Raw genomic sequence first — 17,761 nt, 5'->3', positions numbered from 1 at the left:
AGTTCCCTAAGACCTTCATTCGAAATCGATCGACGTTGCGCGAAGCGGCATTTTATGTCCTCGGAGGCAGGCCGATAGCGTCCGATTGATGGAGTGGAGTTTTCGGTCGGCCGAAGAGCTTGCGACCGCGTTGCGTACCGGTGCGGTGACATCGGTGGCCCTGACCGACGAGGCAATCGCCCGTATTGAGCGGGACGATGAGGTGACCAACGCGATCTGTGTGCCGGACTTCGATCGCGCGCGGGCCGCCGCAGATTGTGCCGACCAGGCGCGCGCCCGCGGCGAAGACGGGCCGTTGCTCGGTATTCCGGTGACGGTCAAGGAGTCTTACAACATCGCGGGGCTGCCCACGACGTGGGGCGCGCCGCTGCACAGGAATTACCTACCGACCGAGGATGCGGTGCAGGTGTCGCGCCTCAAGGCAGCCGGGGCGGTGGTGCTCGGTAAGACCAATGTGCCGTTCATGCTGCAAGATCTGCAGAGTTTCAACGAGATCTACGGCACCACCAACAACCCGTGGGATCCCAGCCGCACGCCGGGCGGATCCTCCGGTGGATCAGCGGCTGCTCTGGCATCCGGATTCGGCGCACTGTCCATCGGCTCGGACATCGCCGGTTCCCTGCGGACCCCCGCGCATTTCTGCGGCGTTTATGCACACAAGCCGACACTCGGTCTAGCGGCGAGCCGCGGCATGGTCCCGCCGCGTGCGCCGGCATTGCCTGCCGACCGTGACCTGGCCGTGGTCGGTCCGATGGCGCGCACTGCCCGCGACCTCACGCTGCTGCTGGATGTGATGGCTGGACCGGACCCACTGACTCGTGGAGTCGCGTTCGACCTGGCTCTGCCGCCCGCCCGCCATGAACGGCTCTGCGACTTCCGTGTCCTGGTCCTCGATGAGCATCCACTCATTCCGACCGGGTCCGCGGTGCGGGCGGCCGTGAACCGAGTCGCCGACGCGCTTCTCGCGGGCGGCGCCGGCGTGGAACGGCGCAGTCCGGCGGTGCCCGATCTGACCGAGGCCGCGACGCTCTACATAGAACTACTGACGTCGAACGTCGCCGCAGGTTATTCGGTGGAGAGATACGCACAACTGCGATCCGACGCCGCCACCCTGAACACGGACGAACGGGGTTTTAACACGGCGTGGTTGCGTGGCCCGGTGTTCAGCCACCGCGACTGGATGGAGGCGAACAACCACCGCGAGCTGCACCGCCACGGCTGGCGGCGGCTCTTCGCCGAGTTCGATGTCGTGGTGTGTCCCATCACGCCGACTCCCGCGTTCCCGCACGACCACGAACCGAATCTGGGGGAACGGGGCATCGATATCGACGGAGCCATATACCCGTTCGTCGACCAGTTCGTCTGGGCCGGACTGGCGACTATGCCCGGCCTGCCCGCCACAGCCATACCTGTGGGCCTCTCCCCCGAAGGTCTGCCGGTAGGAGTGCAGCTCATCGGCCCGATGTTCGAGGACCGCACCCCGCTGCGGCTGGCCGAACTGCTCGAACAGAAAATCGGCGGCTTCCAGGGACCGAAGTAGGGATGAGCCGGCATGGCGTACATCTGGACGGGTCGACCATTTATTTGCGGTGACGGCTAGCATTGGGACATGACAACGCAGTTTGACGCCGTCATCATCGGTGCCGGTTTTGGCGGGATGGGGGCGGCAATTCAGCTCAAGGAGCTGGGCCTGACCAATCTCGCGATTCTGGATCGCGAGGATGACCTCGGTGGGACCTGGCATGTCAACCACTACCCCGGCCTGGCCGTGGATATCCCTTCGGCGACCTACTCGTACTCGTTTGAGCCGAACCCTTACTGGTCGCGGTTGTTCGCGCCCGGCTCGGAGCTGAAGCAGTATGCCGCCCACGTGGCCGAGAAGTACGACTTGCGCAAGTACATGCGTTTCAACACCCCGGTATCCGGCACGCGCTGGGATGAAGAGGAACAGCACTGGGTGGTGACGACCGAAGCCGGCGATACCGTGACCGGCCGCTATCTGCTGACGGCGACGGGATACCTGTCCCAGCCGAAGATGCCCGATATCGAAGGCATTGAGACCTTTGCCGGTAAGGTTATTCATACCACCAAGTGGGACAACAGCTTCCGCGCTGCGGGCCATAAGATTGGCCTGATCGGCACGGGCGCCACCGCCGTCCAGCTCATCCCCGAGCTCGCCAAGGATGCGCAGCACCTGACCGTGTACCAGCGCACCCCAATCTGGGTGGTGCCCAAGGCCGACGCAAAGGTCCCCGGCGTGGTCAAGCAGCTCTTCGCGCGGGTACCGCGCACCCAAAAATTGGCCCGCACAGTGGGGTCGGCGATTCTCGAGGCCATCATGGTGGGCGGGGTGCTGCATTTCCGCCAGTTCCGGAAGCTCAACACCGGGGCCGCAACGCTGGCCAAGGCGCACCTGTTTGTGCAGGTGCGTGATCGCGAGCTGCGCCGCAAACTCACCCCGGACTACGACTTCGGCTGCAAGCGCCCGACGTTCTCGAACTCGTACTTCCGTGCGTTCAGCAAGAAGAACGTCACCCTCGAGACGGCCTCGATCGAACGCATCGAACCCGATGGCATCGTCACCGCCGACGGCCGCAAGACAGTCATCGACACCCTGGTGCTGGCCACGGGATTCAACCTCTGGGAATCAGCCTTCCCGGCGTTCGAGATCATTGGCCGCGAGGACTACAACCTCGGAAAGTTCTGGCGGGACAGCCGTTTCCAGGCATTCGAAGGTATCGCAATACCCAAGTTCCCAAACCTGTTGACGCTCAATGGCCCGTACTCGTACAGCGGGTTGTCCTACTTCGACACGATCGAGTCGCAGATGCGTCATATCAAGCGCCTCTTCGGCGAAATGTCGCGCACCGGTGCGGAAACCTTCGAGGTCACCGAGGAAGCCAACACCGAATTCCTGAACCGCATGGTCGGTAACCTGGACAATTCGGTGTTCTATCTCGGCAGCTGCCAGACGGCGCGAAGCTACTACTTCAACCAGCACGGCGAGGCGGCGCTCCTGCGTCCGACCTCGACGGCCAGCGCCTACAAGGAACAGGAATCCTTCCCGCTGGAGGCGTACCAGCTCGTTTAGTCGGGTGCCTCAGGACTTACCTCAAGGCCTTACTTCAGGACACAGTCACCGCACACCGCGGAGCGGTCGTCGGTGAGCTGGTAGATGAGGCAGCAGCTCCGCCTACGGAAATCCGGTCCGGCACGCAGGGCGCCGTCATCGATGCGCGGATCGCGCAGGTACGTATCGGCCGTCTCGCGGGCGGTATCGGTCAGCTCGGGTCGCGATGCGGCGATAAGGTACGCGGCACTGTTCACGGCTGATCCGACGTTTCCCCACAGGACACGGTCACTTACGCCGGTGCGGTCGAGGAATCGCTGCGTGAGCACGACGACTGCCGGACCGAGACCGGTGCTCCCGGGTTCCGTCCGCACGGTTACCGACAGTGGAAACGGCCCGCCCAGTTGGTCCTGCCACCACAGATCATCCAACTCCTGTGAGATATGGGCCTGGCCGCATGCCATGGCGCCGATCACCGGCGCGATGATGCGTGCGACGAGTCCGAGGTGGGCGATGGAGGAAGCCACGCGGAGGTCGACGTCATCGGGGTCTTGTCCGGTGCGTGCGGCGAGGGCGTTTCTGACGGCGTTGATGCGAGTAGGCAGCCCTGCTGGTTCGTCGACGAGATCGGCCATCGGCCGCCACGGTGCTACCGGCGCATCGCCGACATCGTGTGTCTCGACGACGAAGAAGGGCCCGAATGTCGATAGCTCCGTGAGCACACGCCGATGATGCCACCGTCCGGGTAGTTCCGATCAAGATCCCCGCGCGTATTCCGTGCGTTAGGTTGAGGACTGTCAGCGCATTCGACAGGCGTTACAAGGGAGGGTGGGCCCGTGGTTGAGCAGGTCGGGGACCTCACATCAATCGGTTTTGAGTATCACTACTCGTGTCCCGCCAGCGGGGTGTGGTCGGTACTGACCTCTCCGTCGTTGTTCGGACAATGGGTCAAGGATTTCGACCCGGTCCGGTACGAGAAGGGAGTTGCCTTCTCGTTCAATGTTTTTCCGTTCGTGGGAAGCGGTTTCGTGGGTGCGATCGATGGTCGGTTCACCGATGCCGTCGTCGATCGGCTGTTGGCGTACCGACTGGCCACCCGCGATGGTTCGATCACCATAGACTCGCGCTGGTCGCTGAGTCCGGACGCGGAGGGAACGCGACTGGTGGTCGACGCGACGGGATTCGATCCGGGCGACCACGAGCAGATGAAATTCAGACAGCTGTGTGCGGTCGGATGGCCCGCGGTGCTGGACCGAATCGACGAGATTCTGCGGGAGCGGTCAACGCCGTGACGTGATGTGACTACTCGATCACGCGAACCAGGTAGGGGGTCATTGTGTCGAATCGAACCGGCGAGACCTGTACCGCGGGCTCGGATGCTTCCAACATGAGATTGTTCCCCAGGAACATCGTCACGCTCTGACTGCCCTCGGGACCGTAGAAGATGAGGTCACCCGGAATAGCTTGCGAGGGCGGTATTTTCCGCCCAATGTTGTACTGATCGTTCGACCTACGGGGCAACTTGATTCCGGCGGCGGCGTACGAGTACACCATGAGCCCCGAGGCGTCGAATCCTGGAACCTTCGGAGCGAGCGCAGGAGCCGGAGCGGGAATCAGTCCCAGCAGGCTTGTGGTGGCCGCGGGTGCGGCCGGTGTGTTATCGGTACTCGTGGTTGGGCCGTCGGTGTTGCCGCCCCCATAGGTGAATGGCACACCGCGTTGGGACAGCCCCCTCGCGATCACCGCATTGATGATCTTCTGGGTGTCGGCGGGGCGCCTGATGACGTCGGCGGAGGCCAGCCCCGGCGTAGCGAACAGCAGGGCGATGCCGAGCATGGCGGCGTAAGTGCGTTTCATTCGATTGTCGCTTCTCTCCGGCCGTGAACGCTGACCCCTCGGGTGGTACCTCCGGCCGGCGAGGACCACCAAGATCCTTTGTACCTCCGCCTGTCGTGATATCCCAATTAGGTTCTGCGACATAGCCAATGAGTTGTCGTACCGTGACCTAACGGTGACACTGAGCACCAGTCCGGCCGCAGGTCAACCCTTGTGCTCAACGTTTCCTGAGCGCCGTCGGCCCGCCGGTCGTAGGCTGACGCCATGACCGATCACGACCGCCTTGCCATCCGCCGCGAGATTGCCGACGCACTCACGAGTGCGTTCGAACGACGTCATGAAGTGCTTGATCTGATTGTTGAAGCCGATGACCGAAAGAGTGCGATCGACGCGATCGCTGCCTTGTTGGGAACCTCGCATTTGGGCGGCGAGGCCGTCATGGGTATGTCATTCGACAAGCTGACCAAGGACGCGCGCCGCCAGAATGCCGCAGAGCTCGAGGATCTCAACAGCCAGCTCACTTTCACGCTCATGGAGCGCCCCGCGAGCTCGGGAGACAGTCTCGAACTGCGCCCCTTCTCCGGGGACTCCGATATCGATATCTTCGCGGTACGCACCGAAGAGATAGGTGAAGCCGGTGACGGTTCGCGCGCCCCGGCGGGCGGTCTCGATGACGAGTTGAGGGCAGCGCTGGCTCGCATCGACGATGAGGAGGCGGCCTGGTTCGTCGCGATCGAAGGGCACAGCAAGGTGGCCATGGTCTTCGGCGAACTGGTCGATGGTGAGGTGAACGTCCGGATCTGGGTTCATCCCGACCATCGAAAGAGGGGTTACGGTACAGCGGCTTTGCGGAAGTCGCGATCGGTGATGGCGGCCTACTTCCCCGCCGTCCCCATGGTGGTGCGGGCCCCCGGGGCCAGCCCTGCTTGAGTGTCGACGCAACGGAGCGCTCGTCAAGATTGTTGATCAATGTGCTTGATGCACTGTCGAATTGGTGTGAGTCCCGTGGATGGCACTGATGAGGCATTCGGTGGCGACACGCCGCTCGGTCGCGTCGCTTCGGACGGTTGAACATTCGACATTCCGCTACTGTTAGCGCGGTATGAGCAGACACGAGGAATCTCCCATGGGCATCCTGGTGTCTCAGATATACCGGCTGCTGTGGTCACGAGCGTCGGTGATCGTGCGCGATTTTGGCGTGACGATTCCACAGATGGAGTGTTTGGCCGTGCTCTCGGCACAGCCCGGGATATCCAATGTGGAGATTGCCGCCGAGCTTCGGATTACTCCGCAGGCGGTGAGCCTGGTTCAGCGGTCCCTTGAAGAAGCCGGACTGGTTTCTCGTTCGCGTCGGCAAGCCGACGCCAGGGTGCTGACCACCGAGTTGACCGCCAAGGGTCGGAAGCTCTTCGAGCGTGCCGATGCGACTTTGCGCGAGGACGACGAGGAAGTTCTCGCCAATATGCCCGCGAAGGACCGGACCCAGCTGCGCAAGCTGCTGGGTGGGGTGATCGAAACGATGTCGACGCGGTAACTCCACCGCCTTCGAGTGCAAAAGTGCTCAGTGTCAACACTATTGATGACATTTGTCAGGTTCTTGATGCCGACCAGACCGTTTCTAACTTTTTTGGGAATTCCTGGACTCATTCCAGATAACTGAGGCATACTGGCGTTGTGTCCTTCACATCCGATGAGTACGCGGAGCTGCTGCGGACAGCTGATCTGCGCGTGACCCGGCCGCGGGTCGCTGTGCTGGAAGCCGTGGAAGTGAACCCGCATGCCGATACCGAGACCATCTTCGGTGTGGTGAGGACCGGTTTGCCCGAGGTATCTCGACAGGCCGTTTACGACGTCTTAGCGGCGCTGACCTCGGCGGGCCTGGTGCGCAAGATTCAGCCCTCCGGCTCCGTCGCGCGATACGAATCGCGGGTCGGCGACAACCACCACCATGTCGTATGCCGATCCTGCGGCGTCATCGCCGACGTCGACTGCGCCGTCGGTGCCGCGCCCTGCCTTACCCCGTCGGACTACAACGGATTCATTCTCGAAGAGGCAGAGGTCATCTATTGGGGTCTATGCCCCGACTGCGCTTCTTCGAAGGCCACATCACAAGTTTCGGGATCACACACGTGATCACAGCCCACATCACTATCCACTCCCGAAAGGAACGCTGTGTCTGAAGAACACCCGCCCATCGCAGAGGCAAACAACCAACCCTCGAATGGTTGCCCCGTCGCCGGAGGCCGCCTGAACTACCCCGTCGAGGGCGGCAACGCCAATCGCGAATGGTGGCCCACCCAGCTCAACCTGCAAATCCTCAAGAAGAACCCCCCTGCCGCGAACCCTCTCGGTGAGGATTTCGACTACGCCAAGGCCGTGCAGACGATCGATGTCGACGAGCTCAAGGCCGACGTCGAGAACGTGCTGACCGACTCACAGGACTGGTGGCCCGCCGACTTCGGCAACTACGGCCCGATGTTCATTCGCATGTCGTGGCATGCCGCGGGTACCTACCGTGTCGCCGACGGTCGGGGCGGCGCGGGCGCGGGTATGCAGCGGTTCGCCCCGCTGAACAGCTGGCCCGATAACGTGCTGCTAGACCGCGCCCGCCGCCTGCTATGGCCCGTCAAGAAAAAGTACGGAAACGCTCTGTCCTGGGCCGACCTGATTGTGTTCGCAGGTAACCACGCCATGGACACCATGGGGTTCAAGACCTTTGGCTTCGCCTTCGGGCGCGAGGACCGCTGGGAGCCCGAGCAGGATGTCTACTGGGGCCCGGAGCACACCTGGTTGGGCGACGAGCGCTACACCGGTGACCGTGACCTGGAAAACCCGCTTGCCGCGGTGCAGATGGGTCTGATCTACGTCAATCCCGAAGGCCCCAACGGCAATCCGGATCCACTCGCCGCCGCCATCGACATCCGCGAGACCTTTGCCCGAATGGCGATGAACGACGAGGAAACCGCGGCGCTGATCGTGGGTGGTCACACCTTCGGTAAGACGCACGGTGCGGGCGATGCCGGCCTGGTCGGGCCCGATCCCGAGGACGCGCCGCTCGAGCAGATGGGTATCGGCTGGAAGAGCTCGTTCGGCTCCGGTAAGGGTAACGACGCAATCGGCAGTGGCCTGGAAGTCGTCTGGACCCACACCCCGACCAAGTGGGACAACAGCTTCCTGGAGATTCTGTACGGCAACGAGTGGGAGCTGACCAAGAGCCCTGCCGGTGCACACCAGTGGAAGCCCAAGGACGGTGGATGGGCCAACTCGGTGCCCATGGCCCAGGGCACGGGTAAGACGCATCCCTCGATGCTCACCACGGACCTGTCGATGCGGTTCGATCCCATCTACGCGGAGATCACCGAGCGCTGGCTGGCCCATCCCGAGGAGCTCGCCGATGCCTACGCGAAGGCGTGGTACAAGTTGATTCACCGCGACCTGGGGCCGGTTACCCGTTACCTCGGTCCGTTGGTGCCCAAGGAAACCCTGTTATGGCAGGACGTCATTCCCGCTTCGGAAACCAACATCGGGGCCGATGACGTCGCCGAGCTGAAGAAGCAGATCCTTGCTTCGGGTCTTACTGTGCCGCAACTTGTTTCGACCGCATGGAAGGCCGTGGCATCCTATCGCAACAGTGATAAGCGCGGCGGTGCCAACGGTGGGCGTCTTCGGTTGCAGCCGCAGGCCGGCTGGGAGTCCAACGAGCCGGATGAGCTTGCCCAAGTGATCCGGACGCTTGAGGGTATCCGGGAGTCGGTCAACGCCGGTGGCAAGAAGGTGTCGTTCGCCGACATCGTCGTGCTCGGTGGTGCGGCGGCCGTCGAAAAGGCGGCTAAGGAAGCCGGATTCGACGTCACGGTGCCCTTCACACCCGGCCGTGGCGATGCGACTCAGGAACAGACCGATGTCGAGTCATTCGCATATCTGGAGCCGACTGCCGACGGATTCCGGAACTACCTTGGCAAGGGCGCCCAGATTCCGGCTGAGTACAAGTTGATCGATAAGGCCAACCTGTTGGCGCTCTCCCCGCCGGAGTTGACTGTCCTTGTCGGTGGTCTGCGTGTGTTGGGTGCCAACTACCAGGGTTCGGAGCTCGGTGTGCTCACCGAGAACCCCGGGACGTTGACCAATGACTTCTTCGTCAATCTGGTCGATATGGGCACCGAGTGGACACCGTCATCGGCCGATGACGGCACTTACGTGGGCAGCGATCGTGCCACCGGTGTGGTGAAGTGGACCGCGAGTCGGGTGGACCTTGTGTTCGGTGCCAACTCGGAACTGCGTGCTCTCGCAGAGGTTTACGCGCAGGACGACGCCAAGGAGAAGTTCGTGAAGGACTTCGTCGCGGCATGGGTCAAGGTGTCGGACGCGGACCGGTTCGACGTGTCCTGATCTGCAAATCGAGTGCGAGCCTGGCCCGAATTGCCGCGCCGGGCTCGCACTCGATTTGGGTTAGTCGTCCTTGGGTGAGGTCCGCGTCGTCAGCGGCACCTCGGCTTCCTCGAAGATCTCTTGGATGGTGTCCCAGTCCTTCTTCCCCACCGCGGACTTGATCCGCGTGACATCCTGTAGCACGAACCGGAATGGTTCATCGTCGGGAGTGCCGAATCCTCCACGCAGGCAATCGACAAGGGCGTCGAGATTGCTGCCGAAATAGCCACCCGGCCCATTCACCGCGCGCCCGAGCTCGGTGAAGAAGTCTGCCCGCGTGCGGATGCGGGAGCCGTCGACGACGTAGGTCTTCATGCGCCTTCAACCTCACAGAATGACTGGTAGTGATCGCCCGTGTAGTAGACGTGCGGCGGATCGTTCAGCGGAGTGCCCCCGGTGATGACGCGCCGCGTGCCGCGCGTCTTGCTGCCCGGCGTGCGGACCGTGTACTCGTGGTAATACCCGCGAGGCTCCGATGGCAGGACTCTCTCGCGGTTCTGGAAGACGACGCCGTCGTTTCGTGGATACGGGAACGGTCCATTGGAATGGATCAGTCCCACCGTTCCGGAGGCCTCGGAAGGCAGATCGGACAGGGCGCACCGAGTGATGGTGGCGCGGGCCGGTGTGGGCTCGGTGCAACCGATGAGCGTCAGTGCCAGGATCGCGGCACCCATGACACGCAAACGCGGCGACATGACCATCCTTTGTCGAGTAAGAGTTCGACTCGACGGTACGGCATGCGTTTGCCGTAATCCCCGAACATGGGGCGACGGCGGCTGAGCTATCGCGATCCTCCTCGTAGTGCAGCCAATTCCAGGCGCTCGGCGGCATGTTTGGCCTCTGCCAATGCCCGCTGCTCATCGGGTGGGTCGGCAGATAGAAACGAGCCGGTGCCGGGTGCGCCGGCCAGTCCCAGCTTGTTCACCCGCTTGGGTACCGCCGCGCCTTGGTATTCGAGCGGGATCACCTGGCCGTGCTCGTCCACTCCGGCCAATGGCTGGTGAACCTCGATATACGCGCCGTGCGGCAGCCGCTTGACGATGCCGGTCTCGACGCCGTGTTCGAGCACTGCCCTGTCGGCGCGCTGAAGGCCGATGGCCCACCGGTAGGCGATGTAGTACACGACAGCGGGCAGGACGACCATGCCGATGCGGCCGATCCACGTCGTTGCGTTCAGCGAGATGTGGAATGCGAACGCGAGGGTGTCATTCATGCACGACAGGGTCAGCAAGATGTACAGCGAAAAGGCCGCTGCCCCAATGGCGGTGCGGACCGGAGCATCACGCGGACGCTGCAATAAGTTGTGCGGTGTGCCCCCATTGACGCACTCGCCGGTGAAGCGTCTCTCTATCCATGGCCAGGCGACGATCACCGCGAACGCGGACATGATGCCCAGAACTCCCCACAGCACCGCGGGCACCGTGTAGCCGAAGATGTACAGCTCCCAATTCGGGACGAGCCGCAACAGGCCGTCGGTCCACATCAGGTAGATATCGGGGGGCGATCCGGCCGATATCTGGGATGGCTTGTAGGGACCTAGATTCCAGATCGGATTGATCTGCAGCAGACCGCCCATGATCGCGAGGATGGCCGTCACGACGGCGAAGAAAGCGCCGGATTTCACGGCGAACACCGGAACGATCCTTACCCCAACGACATTGGACTCGGTGCGACGCGGTCCCGGAAACTGGGTGTGCTTCTGGTACCAGACCAGGGCCAGGTGCACGGCGATGAGCGCGATCATGATGGCCGGAACGAGCAGCACATGCAGGACATAAAGTCTTGGCAGGATGATGTTTCCGGGGAAATCGCCACCAAAGAGGGCCCAATGCATCCAGGTGCCGATGATCGGCAACGACATCATGCCCTGGGTGACCACGCGAAGCCCGGTGCCGGAGAGTAGATCATCGGGTAGCGAGTAGCCCGCGAACCCCTCGGCCATAGCGAGGATCAACAGCACCGAACCGATGACCCAGTTGGCCTCGCGCGGGCGGCGGAACGCCCCGGTGAAGAAGATGCGGGCCAGGTGCACCACGATGGAGGCCGCGAACATCAGCGCCGCCCAATGGTGGATCTGCCGCACGAACAGTCCGCCGCGCACCTCGAAGCTGAGATGCAGAGTGCTTTCGTAGGCCTTGGACATCTGCATACCGCGCAATGGCTGGTAGACGCCGTTGTAGGTGACCTCTGCCATCGACGGGTCGAAGAAGAGTGCTAGATAAACGCCCGAGATCAGCAGCAGCACAAAGCTGTACAGCGCGATCTCACCCAGCAGGAACGACCAGTGCGTCGGGAAGACCTTGTTCATCTGTCTTCGCAAACCCGGTGACGCGTGATAACGCGAATCGACTGCTTCGGCAAGCTTCGTTGCTTGACCCATAGCTGCTCCCTGGGAAAGAGACTTTATGCCTACTACGGAGGGTAGTACGTAATTACTACTTCCGGTAGTAGTTTCTGGCGAGTTTGTTGAGCCGTCGTTTTTCATAACAGAGCGATTGCTCTGTTATTGTGCTTGCGTGCCGCGCCCGCGTATCCACTCCGTCGACGATCTGCTCGATGCCACCGAACGGATCGCGGTGGAGGACGGCCCGGCGGCAGTGACGGTTCGAGCGGTATCCCAAGTGACCGGGATTTCCAACGGCGCCATCTATCACGCCTTCGGATCGCGCGGCGAGATGGTCGGACGGGCGTGGTTGCGTGCCGCCCAGCGGTTTCTCGATATGCAATGTGGTGCCGTGGACGAAGCCCTTGCGGTGAGTGGACCCGTTGAGGCGGCAGCGGTGAACGCCGTCGTCGCCGCGGCCGACACCCCCGCCGTCTTCGCGGAACGGTTCCCCGAATCCTCGCGGCTCGTGCTCGGTGTGCGGCGTGAGGATCTCATCGGGCCCGATGTTCCCCAAGGCGTCGCCGCCGCGATAGCGAGTGCCGACGAGGTCCTCGTGGCGTTGTTCATTCGGTTGTCGCGAGTCCTGTGGGGCCGGGAGGACGGCCGCGCGGTACAGGTCATCGAGGACTGCATCGTGGGATTGCCCTCCGGTCTGCTACTTCGGGGGCGCCGTCCACCCGATGCCGCGACACGTTCGCGCCTGGAGGCGGCAGTACGCGCCGTCCTTGCCATCGACCCACCCCCAGCACGCCCAAAAACCAAGGGCACCAACATGAAAGGAAATATGCGATGACCGCCACCCTAGAACTTCAGGATACGATCGCCGTTCTCAACCTCGGTGAGGACGAGAACCGGTTCTCCCCCGATTGGCTTGATACGCTTGACGGTCTTCTCGACGATGTGCTCGTGCGCGCCCAGGCTCTGGTCACCGTGGGGACCGATAAGTTCTACTCGAACGGGCTGGACCTGGATTGGCTCATGTCCCACGGGGATCGCGCCGACTGGTACATCGGCCGCGTACAGGCGCTGCTCAGCAGGGTCCTCACGTTCGCATTGCCCACTGTCGCCGCTGTCAATGGTCACGCCTTTGGGGCCGGCGCGATGCTCGCCGTCGCCCACGACTACCGCGTAATGCGTTCCGACCGCGGATACCTGTGTTTCCCCGAGGTCGATATCAAGATCCCCTTCACCCCTGGAATGGCGAGCTTGATCCTGGCCAAGGTGACCCCGCAGACCGCGGTAACCGCCATGACCACCGGGCGCCGCTACGGCGGGGATGCCGCCGTAGCAGCCGGTTTAGCCGACCGGGCCGCCGTCGAACACGAAGTACTCAGCGACGCAGTCGATCTGGTGAGGCCACTGGTGGGTAAGGACAGCGGAACGCTGGGCGCCATCAAGTCGACGATGTTCGCCGCGGCCACCGCGGCCCTGGTGGCGTGAGGCGGCTCTACTGAGGAGGAATGACGGGTGGGCGGCACACGTTGCCCACCGGGTCCCACCACCAACCGTCATCGCAGCTCAACGGCGTTGTCGCTACCGGTGGCCGACAGGTGTTGGCCACCGGGTCCCACCACCCGTTCTCACAGTTGGGCACGAGCGGGTCGGCGGAACTGATCGCGGGCGAGATGGTCGCCAACGCGATCAGGGGAAGCAACGATCCTGGCGCGGCGATTGCCATCCGGCGCAGAAGCATCTTCATTCGGAACACCTCCGAAACAGTCGGGTACGTAAGCGCGTGCGAGCTTACTCCGCGCTGTCAGGTGCGCCGCGGCGTTCTCCGGTCGAGTAGCAGCCGCGCCGCCATATCCAAGGCGTAGCCCAGCACCCCGATGACGAGAATCACCGCAACGACCTGGTCGTAGGCAAGCTGGTCCCGCGCATTCAGTATCTGGTAGCCCAAACCCGATCGCACACCGAGCATTTCGGCGGGTACGAGAACCACCCAGGCGATACCCAACGCGATGCGCACGCCGGTCTGAACGTGGCCGCGGATGGCCGGGAGTATCACCGCGGTGAGGAGTTCGATGCGGGTGGCATGGAACGACCGCGCCACGTGCAGATACCCGGGTTCGATTCCGTGCACACCGGCGGTGGTGTTGATGAGGATCGGCCACACCGCAGCCGCCGCGATGAGGAAGACGACCGGTTGGCTCCCGATACCGAAGACCGCCACCGCGATAGGTGTCCACGACAGCGGCGAGATCATCCGCAGAAATTGGACGACGGGACGTGCGGCGCGTTCCGCGGTGGTGCTCACGCCCAGAAGCAGTCCCGCCGGGATACCGACCAGGGCGGCGACGGAAAGTCCGATCAGTAATCGCCACAGGCTGACTCCGATATCCGGCAGCAGCACACCGCGATTCAGCAGATCAATGGCCGCGGGCAATGCCTTCTGCGGAGCCGTCTGGCGCAGCAGTGAATGGGGTTCACTGAGCACTGAGCTTGCGAGCCACCAGAAGGCGATGCTCGCGCCGATGGCAAGTGCCGGTGGCCAGATCTTGGCGAGCAGCGGTGGCTTCTGTGATGCGGGCCCGCTCTCACGGGTAGTCGTGAGGGTGCGCTCGATAATGCTCATAATGCCCGCACCTGTTCAGTTCGAGTGAAATCGGCCGCGATACCGAAGGCCGCCGGTCCCCCGTGTGCGGTGATCGCCCTGCGTACAAAGGAGTCGTCGACGAGGTCGTCGTGCACTCGTGCCGGATCCAGGCGGTCAAGGAATCCGCGGTCGCCGTCAACCACGGTGTCGTGCATCGACTCGACGAGTCGCTGGGTGAAGCTCCGATACGGAAACGGCTGGTAGCCCAGGCGATGTGGATGCCAATCCGGATGTTTCAGTGGATACGGCGGATTCGGGTAGGTCAGCGCGGTCTGTATGGCGGGCACGGGCTGCGGAAGGTACTTACCGCCGCCGAGCGCGCTCGCCGCCGACTTTCGGTCGGCATCGATGCGGAGCTGCGCGGCCACCACGGCATCGGTGACACCCTGTACGGCGGACGCGCGACGTGCGATCACGTCATCACGTGTGACGAGCACGCAGCATGCGTGATCGCGCCACACATCGCCGAGAAATGTGTGAATCCGCCCGATCTTCTTGATCTGTGCGATGGCATTGAACGGATCGGCGACGACGTATCCCCCGATGGATCGATTGGCCAGGGCCGGCACCATATCGGAGGGGCTCATCACGACGAGTTCGACGGTGCGGTGGGCGCGGGACGCGGTGCTCCTGATCACCGGTCGCAATCCATGGCCGCGCAACAGCTGTTGCAGCACGATGTTGTGGATCGACCACCAGAACGGAATGGCCACCTGTGTGCCCGCTAGATCTTCCAGATATTCGATATCCGGTGCCACGGTGAGCGCGGATCCGTTGGTGTGATTCCAGCCGAGCACCCGCACGCCGTGTCCCAACACCTGGCGGAGCTGGATCGCCATGGGCATCAACAGATGCGCGACGTCGATCTGTCGTGCCATGAACGCCTCTGCCAACGCGGCCCAGCTGCGGAACAGCACCGGTTTGGCCGCACTGACCGTGCCGGCGGGATAGAGCCCCGCGGAATGGGCGATCAGCAGCGGGGCGGCATCGGTGATCGGTAGATACCCGATGCGTAGTTGGGCGGTGGTGTTCGTGGTGTCGGACGTTGCGGCACGGATCAGCCCAGTAGCGCCGAAAAGACCGGCCGCGGTGGTTATCCCGGCGGCGCCCGCGAGGACGGCGCGGCGCGAGGTAGTACCGTTCACTCGATCTCCGCGTCCGCCGGTTGGTACTGGGTAAGGATCTCGTGGCGTATCCGGTCGCGCTCCCCCGCCGAGTCGTCGAGCACCCACTCCTGTCGTATCCGGCCGTTGTTGCCAAGAAGAACCACCCGGTGTGCGAGCGTCAATGCCTCATCGACATCGTGGGTCACCAGGACAACCGTGACGGCCAGTTCGGCGGCCAGATTCGCCAGCCAGGATTGCAGATCGGCGCGGGTCACCGGATCGAGCGCGCTGAACGGTTCGTCGAGCAGCAGTAGTCGCGGGCGGGTCGCTGTGGCGCGCAAGATCGCGACACGTTGAGCCTGGCCACCGGAGAGTTGGTCGGGATATCGGTCGGCGAGCTGCTGGAGGCCGAAACGTCGGACCAAGTCGTCCACATGGTCATCGTCGAACCCATTGCGGTGCACCGTGAATCGCTTCGCGAATGCGATGTTCTCCGCCACGGTCAGCCACGGCATCAGTAGGGCATCCTGAAAGACGACGCCGGTTCGGGGTCGCCCTCCATCCGACGTCCAGGTGACGGTTCCGGAGCTCAGCTCCTCCAAACCCGCCAGTACCCGCAACAGGGTGGATTTTCCGCTCCCACTGGTGCCCAGGATGGCCAGGAACTCGCCGGACGTGACATGGACGTCGATCTCGCGGAATGCCACCGTCGGCCCGAAATGCTTGGTGGCACCCGTTATTCGTACTGCGTCAGTTCCCACCGCAGTTGTCCTTCCGAGGGTGACTGAATGGGTAGGAATGCGGCTTCGCGAAACCGCCGGTTTGCCGCGGTGCCCACTGCGTATCCGGCGCCGCCGACCAATGTGGCCTCCAGGCGCGTCGCCTGGCCGGCGAGCACGGCGGCGTCGAGCCGCAGCCGAAGGAGGTCGGCGATACTCGGTTCCGATGGTCTGGACGCGAATGCGTAAAGACGTTCTCGCTGGGCTTGATTCCGCTGTATAAGCTCGACCCGTTCCGTGGTGAACTGGTCGGCCAGCACGCCGCGCGCGGATTGTGCACCGTCAAGAGCGGCCGCGCCTACTCCGGAGCAGAAGGCGGTCTGGAGCAGAAGAAAGGCCGGCCGGATCCGGGCGACGAAACTCGGCAGGTCGGTGCTGATCACGTTCTCGATGGGGACGTGCACATTCTCCAGGTACAGGGATGTCGAGGCCGTTGCCTTCAGCGCCATCAGGTTCGGTGGCCGGTCGATCCGTACCCCGTGCGCGTTGATATCGACCGCCGCCACATAGGTTGCGCCATCTGCCCCGCATGCCGGTAGCACCATCAACGCATTGGGGAACACATTGGAAGCCCATCGGATCGGTCCGGTAATGCGCAGCCCGCCATGACGTGTAACGGCGCGCAGCGGCACCTCCCCCAGCCCCGCAACCTGTTTGAGGCCGGCTGCCATCGCGGTGACCCCGGTGCGGCGTCCGGTCATCAGCGCGGGCAGCTGCGCGGCGCGCAAGGCCTCCGGAGCCAGGCTCAGGTATTCGATGGTCATGCGATGCGCCCAGGCGGAGAAGCCCACGGCCAGACTGCTCGTCGCTACCCGTTCGATCACCCGCACCATGGGTGCGAGGTCCGTACCGCCAATACCGGTGGAGAACAGGCCCTCTGCTCCCAAAGCGGCTAGATCGGCGCGTACATCGGCTTGATCCGAGTCGAGAGCAGGCGCACGGGCGGCCACCTCATCGCTGACGCGATCCAGCGCCGCGTCCACATTCTTGGCCACGGCGGCCGTCATAGCGAGATATCCCCCAGTCCGTGCAGTCTGTCGACCGGAGTGTCAACGGCCTTACGCGCGCGGAGCACTGCCGCCTCATCGGGGGCGTCGTAAAAGCACAGGCATTTGTCCATGTCTTCGCGGACATACGTACGCAGGAAACTGACTTCGGGTACGTCGGCGTACTTCGGCGCCTTGGCCATTTTGCGCGCCAGGTAGGTCTGCATGTCCAGATCGGCGGGTAGATCCCATTCCACCAGGTACCCGGCGACCGGACGGACGGACTTCAGCTGGTCGAGATCGGCACCCACGAGGCGAACCGTGTGCGGTCCCGAAACCGACTCGACGCCGAGGGAATCCGCATCCAGTAGCGATGCGTCACCGTCGAATTCGGCGATGACGAAGACGCTGCGCGCCTCGCGTGTCACCTGCGCTTCGATCAATTCGCCGCCGTCGCGGTGAAGTCGCCCGTCGATCTCCTTGAGCAGTTGAGTGGCATCGGTGTTGTCGGCGGGTTCAATGGCGATCTCGTAGAGGTGCAACGTCACGGAACTCTTTCCTTACTTCGGTGGAC

At 63.2% G+C, this 17,761-nt stretch carries 20 protein-coding genes; 9 read left to right on the top strand and 11 right to left on the bottom strand.

What is annotated here, in order from left to right; all coding sequences use genetic code 11:
- The first annotated feature begins 88 nt into the window (after window positions 1-88).
- Entirely contained in the window at window positions 89-1,540 is a 1,452-nt protein-coding gene (locus tag MLB1_RS12860) for an amidase (protein WP_180750189.1), read from the top strand.
- 69 nt (window positions 1,541-1,609) lie between these two features.
- Window positions 1,610-3,091: an NAD(P)/FAD-dependent oxidoreductase gene (locus MLB1_RS12855; protein WP_180750188.1), complete on the top strand. Its 1,482-nt coding sequence runs from the start codon at window positions 1,610-1,612 to the stop codon at window positions 3,089-3,091.
- A 29-nt stretch (window positions 3,092-3,120) separates the two neighbouring features.
- On the opposite strand, the gene MLB1_RS12850 is transcribed toward MLB1_RS12855, so the two are convergent.
- Window positions 3,121-3,792, bottom strand: a complete 672-nt coding sequence (locus MLB1_RS12850; protein ID WP_371750614.1) for a (2Fe-2S)-binding protein — start codon at window positions 3,790-3,792, stop codon at window positions 3,121-3,123.
- A gap of 114 nt (window positions 3,793-3,906) precedes the next feature.
- Between MLB1_RS12850 and MLB1_RS12845 the strand changes: the two genes are divergently transcribed.
- Window positions 3,907-4,362 (top strand): SRPBCC domain-containing protein, encoded by a 456-nt coding sequence (locus MLB1_RS12845; RefSeq protein WP_180750187.1) that lies wholly within the window; start codon window positions 3,907-3,909, stop codon window positions 4,360-4,362.
- Window positions 4,363-4,372: 10 nt separating this feature from the next.
- Here MLB1_RS12845 and ripD read toward each other — a convergent pair whose 3' ends face one another.
- Window positions 4,373-4,927: an NlpC/P60 family peptidoglycan-binding protein RipD gene (gene ripD / locus MLB1_RS12840; protein ID WP_180750186.1), complete on the bottom strand. Its 555-nt coding sequence runs from the start codon at window positions 4,925-4,927 to the stop codon at window positions 4,373-4,375.
- 243 nt (window positions 4,928-5,170) lie between these two features.
- Between ripD and MLB1_RS12835 the strand changes: the two genes are divergently transcribed.
- The 4 genes from MLB1_RS12835 to katG all read left to right on the top strand — a co-directional run bounded on the left by MLB1_RS12835 (window position 5,171) and on the right by katG (window position 9,295).
- Window positions 5,171-5,836 (top strand): GNAT family N-acetyltransferase, encoded by a 666-nt coding sequence (locus tag MLB1_RS12835; RefSeq protein WP_180750185.1) that lies wholly within the window; start codon window positions 5,171-5,173, stop codon window positions 5,834-5,836.
- A gap of 196 nt (window positions 5,837-6,032) precedes the next feature.
- Window positions 6,033-6,440, top strand: coding sequence for a MarR family transcriptional regulator (locus MLB1_RS12830; RefSeq protein ID WP_180750376.1), 408 nt, complete (start codon window positions 6,033-6,035; stop codon window positions 6,438-6,440).
- A 140-nt stretch (window positions 6,441-6,580) separates the two neighbouring features.
- A complete protein-coding gene (locus tag MLB1_RS12825; protein ID WP_180750184.1) occupies window positions 6,581-7,039 on the top strand; it encodes a Fur family transcriptional regulator in 459 nt (152 codons plus the stop codon).
- Window positions 7,040-7,078: 39 nt separating this feature from the next.
- Window positions 7,079-9,295, top strand: coding sequence for a catalase/peroxidase HPI (gene katG / locus MLB1_RS12820; protein ID WP_180750183.1), 2,217 nt, complete (start codon window positions 7,079-7,081; stop codon window positions 9,293-9,295).
- A gap of 60 nt (window positions 9,296-9,355) precedes the next feature.
- Here katG and MLB1_RS12815 read toward each other — a convergent pair whose 3' ends face one another.
- The 3 genes from MLB1_RS12815 to MLB1_RS12805 form a co-directional block, all read right to left on the bottom strand.
- Window positions 9,356-9,649 carry a barstar family protein gene (locus tag MLB1_RS12815; RefSeq protein ID WP_180750182.1) on the bottom strand — a complete coding sequence of 98 codons (294 nt, stop codon included), beginning with the start codon at window positions 9,647-9,649 and terminating at the stop codon, window positions 9,356-9,358.
- Window positions 9,646-10,035, bottom strand: coding sequence for a ribonuclease domain-containing protein (locus MLB1_RS12810; protein WP_180750181.1), 390 nt, complete (start codon window positions 10,033-10,035; stop codon window positions 9,646-9,648). The genes MLB1_RS12815 and MLB1_RS12810 overlap by 4 nt, the downstream gene beginning before the upstream one ends.
- An 80-nt stretch (window positions 10,036-10,115) precedes the next feature.
- Window positions 10,116-11,714 (bottom strand): cytochrome bc complex cytochrome b subunit, encoded by a 1,599-nt coding sequence (locus MLB1_RS12805; RefSeq protein ID WP_180750180.1) that lies wholly within the window; start codon window positions 11,712-11,714, stop codon window positions 10,116-10,118.
- A gap of 136 nt (window positions 11,715-11,850) precedes the next feature.
- Here MLB1_RS12805 and MLB1_RS12800 point away from each other — a divergent pair, with 136 nt between their 5' ends.
- Both MLB1_RS12800 and MLB1_RS12795 read left to right on the top strand, forming a co-directional pair.
- Window positions 11,851-12,513, top strand: a complete 663-nt coding sequence (locus MLB1_RS12800; RefSeq protein WP_180750179.1) for a TetR/AcrR family transcriptional regulator — start codon at window positions 11,851-11,853, stop codon at window positions 12,511-12,513.
- Window positions 12,510-13,160, top strand: a complete 651-nt coding sequence (locus tag MLB1_RS12795) for an enoyl-CoA hydratase-related protein (protein ID WP_180750178.1) — start codon at window positions 12,510-12,512, stop codon at window positions 13,158-13,160. The genes MLB1_RS12800 and MLB1_RS12795 overlap by 4 nt, the downstream gene beginning before the upstream one ends.
- Window positions 13,161-13,167: 7 nt before the next feature.
- Here MLB1_RS12795 and MLB1_RS12790 read toward each other — a convergent pair whose 3' ends face one another.
- The 6 genes from MLB1_RS12790 to MLB1_RS12765 are packed head-to-tail and all read right to left on the bottom strand — an operon-like array spanning window position 13,168 to window position 17,735.
- Window positions 13,168-13,419: a hypothetical protein gene (locus MLB1_RS12790; RefSeq protein ID WP_180750177.1), complete on the bottom strand. Its 252-nt coding sequence runs from the start codon at window positions 13,417-13,419 to the stop codon at window positions 13,168-13,170.
- Window positions 13,420-13,476: 57 nt separating this feature from the next.
- Complete coding sequence (locus tag MLB1_RS12785) at window positions 13,477-14,295, bottom strand: ABC transporter permease (protein ID WP_180750176.1); 819 nt, start codon at window positions 14,293-14,295, stop codon at window positions 13,477-13,479.
- On the bottom strand, window positions 14,292-15,461 hold the full coding sequence (locus MLB1_RS12780) for an ABC transporter substrate-binding protein (RefSeq protein WP_180750175.1): 1,170 nt from the start codon (window positions 15,459-15,461) through the stop codon (window positions 14,292-14,294). The genes MLB1_RS12785 and MLB1_RS12780 overlap by 4 nt, the downstream gene beginning before the upstream one ends.
- Window positions 15,458-16,183, bottom strand: a complete 726-nt coding sequence (locus MLB1_RS12775; RefSeq protein ID WP_180750174.1) for an ABC transporter ATP-binding protein — start codon at window positions 16,181-16,183, stop codon at window positions 15,458-15,460. Before MLB1_RS12775 ends, MLB1_RS12780 begins: the two co-directional genes overlap by 4 nt.
- Window positions 16,159-17,208 (bottom strand): acyl-CoA dehydrogenase family protein, encoded by a 1,050-nt coding sequence (locus MLB1_RS12770; RefSeq protein WP_180750173.1) that lies wholly within the window; start codon window positions 17,206-17,208, stop codon window positions 16,159-16,161. Before MLB1_RS12770 ends, MLB1_RS12775 begins: the two co-directional genes overlap by 25 nt.
- A complete protein-coding gene (locus MLB1_RS12765) occupies window positions 17,205-17,735 on the bottom strand; it encodes a DUF4242 domain-containing protein (protein ID WP_180750172.1) in 531 nt (176 codons plus the stop codon). Before MLB1_RS12765 ends, MLB1_RS12770 begins: the two co-directional genes overlap by 4 nt.
- Window positions 17,736-17,761: the final 26 nt, after the last annotated feature.

The sequence above is a fragment of the Mycobacteroides sp. LB1 genome, from assembly GCF_013449725.1.
Classification (GTDB): Bacteria; Actinomycetota; Actinomycetes; order Mycobacteriales; family Mycobacteriaceae; genus Mycobacterium.
This window is presented reverse-complemented; position numbering and strand designations above follow the sequence as displayed.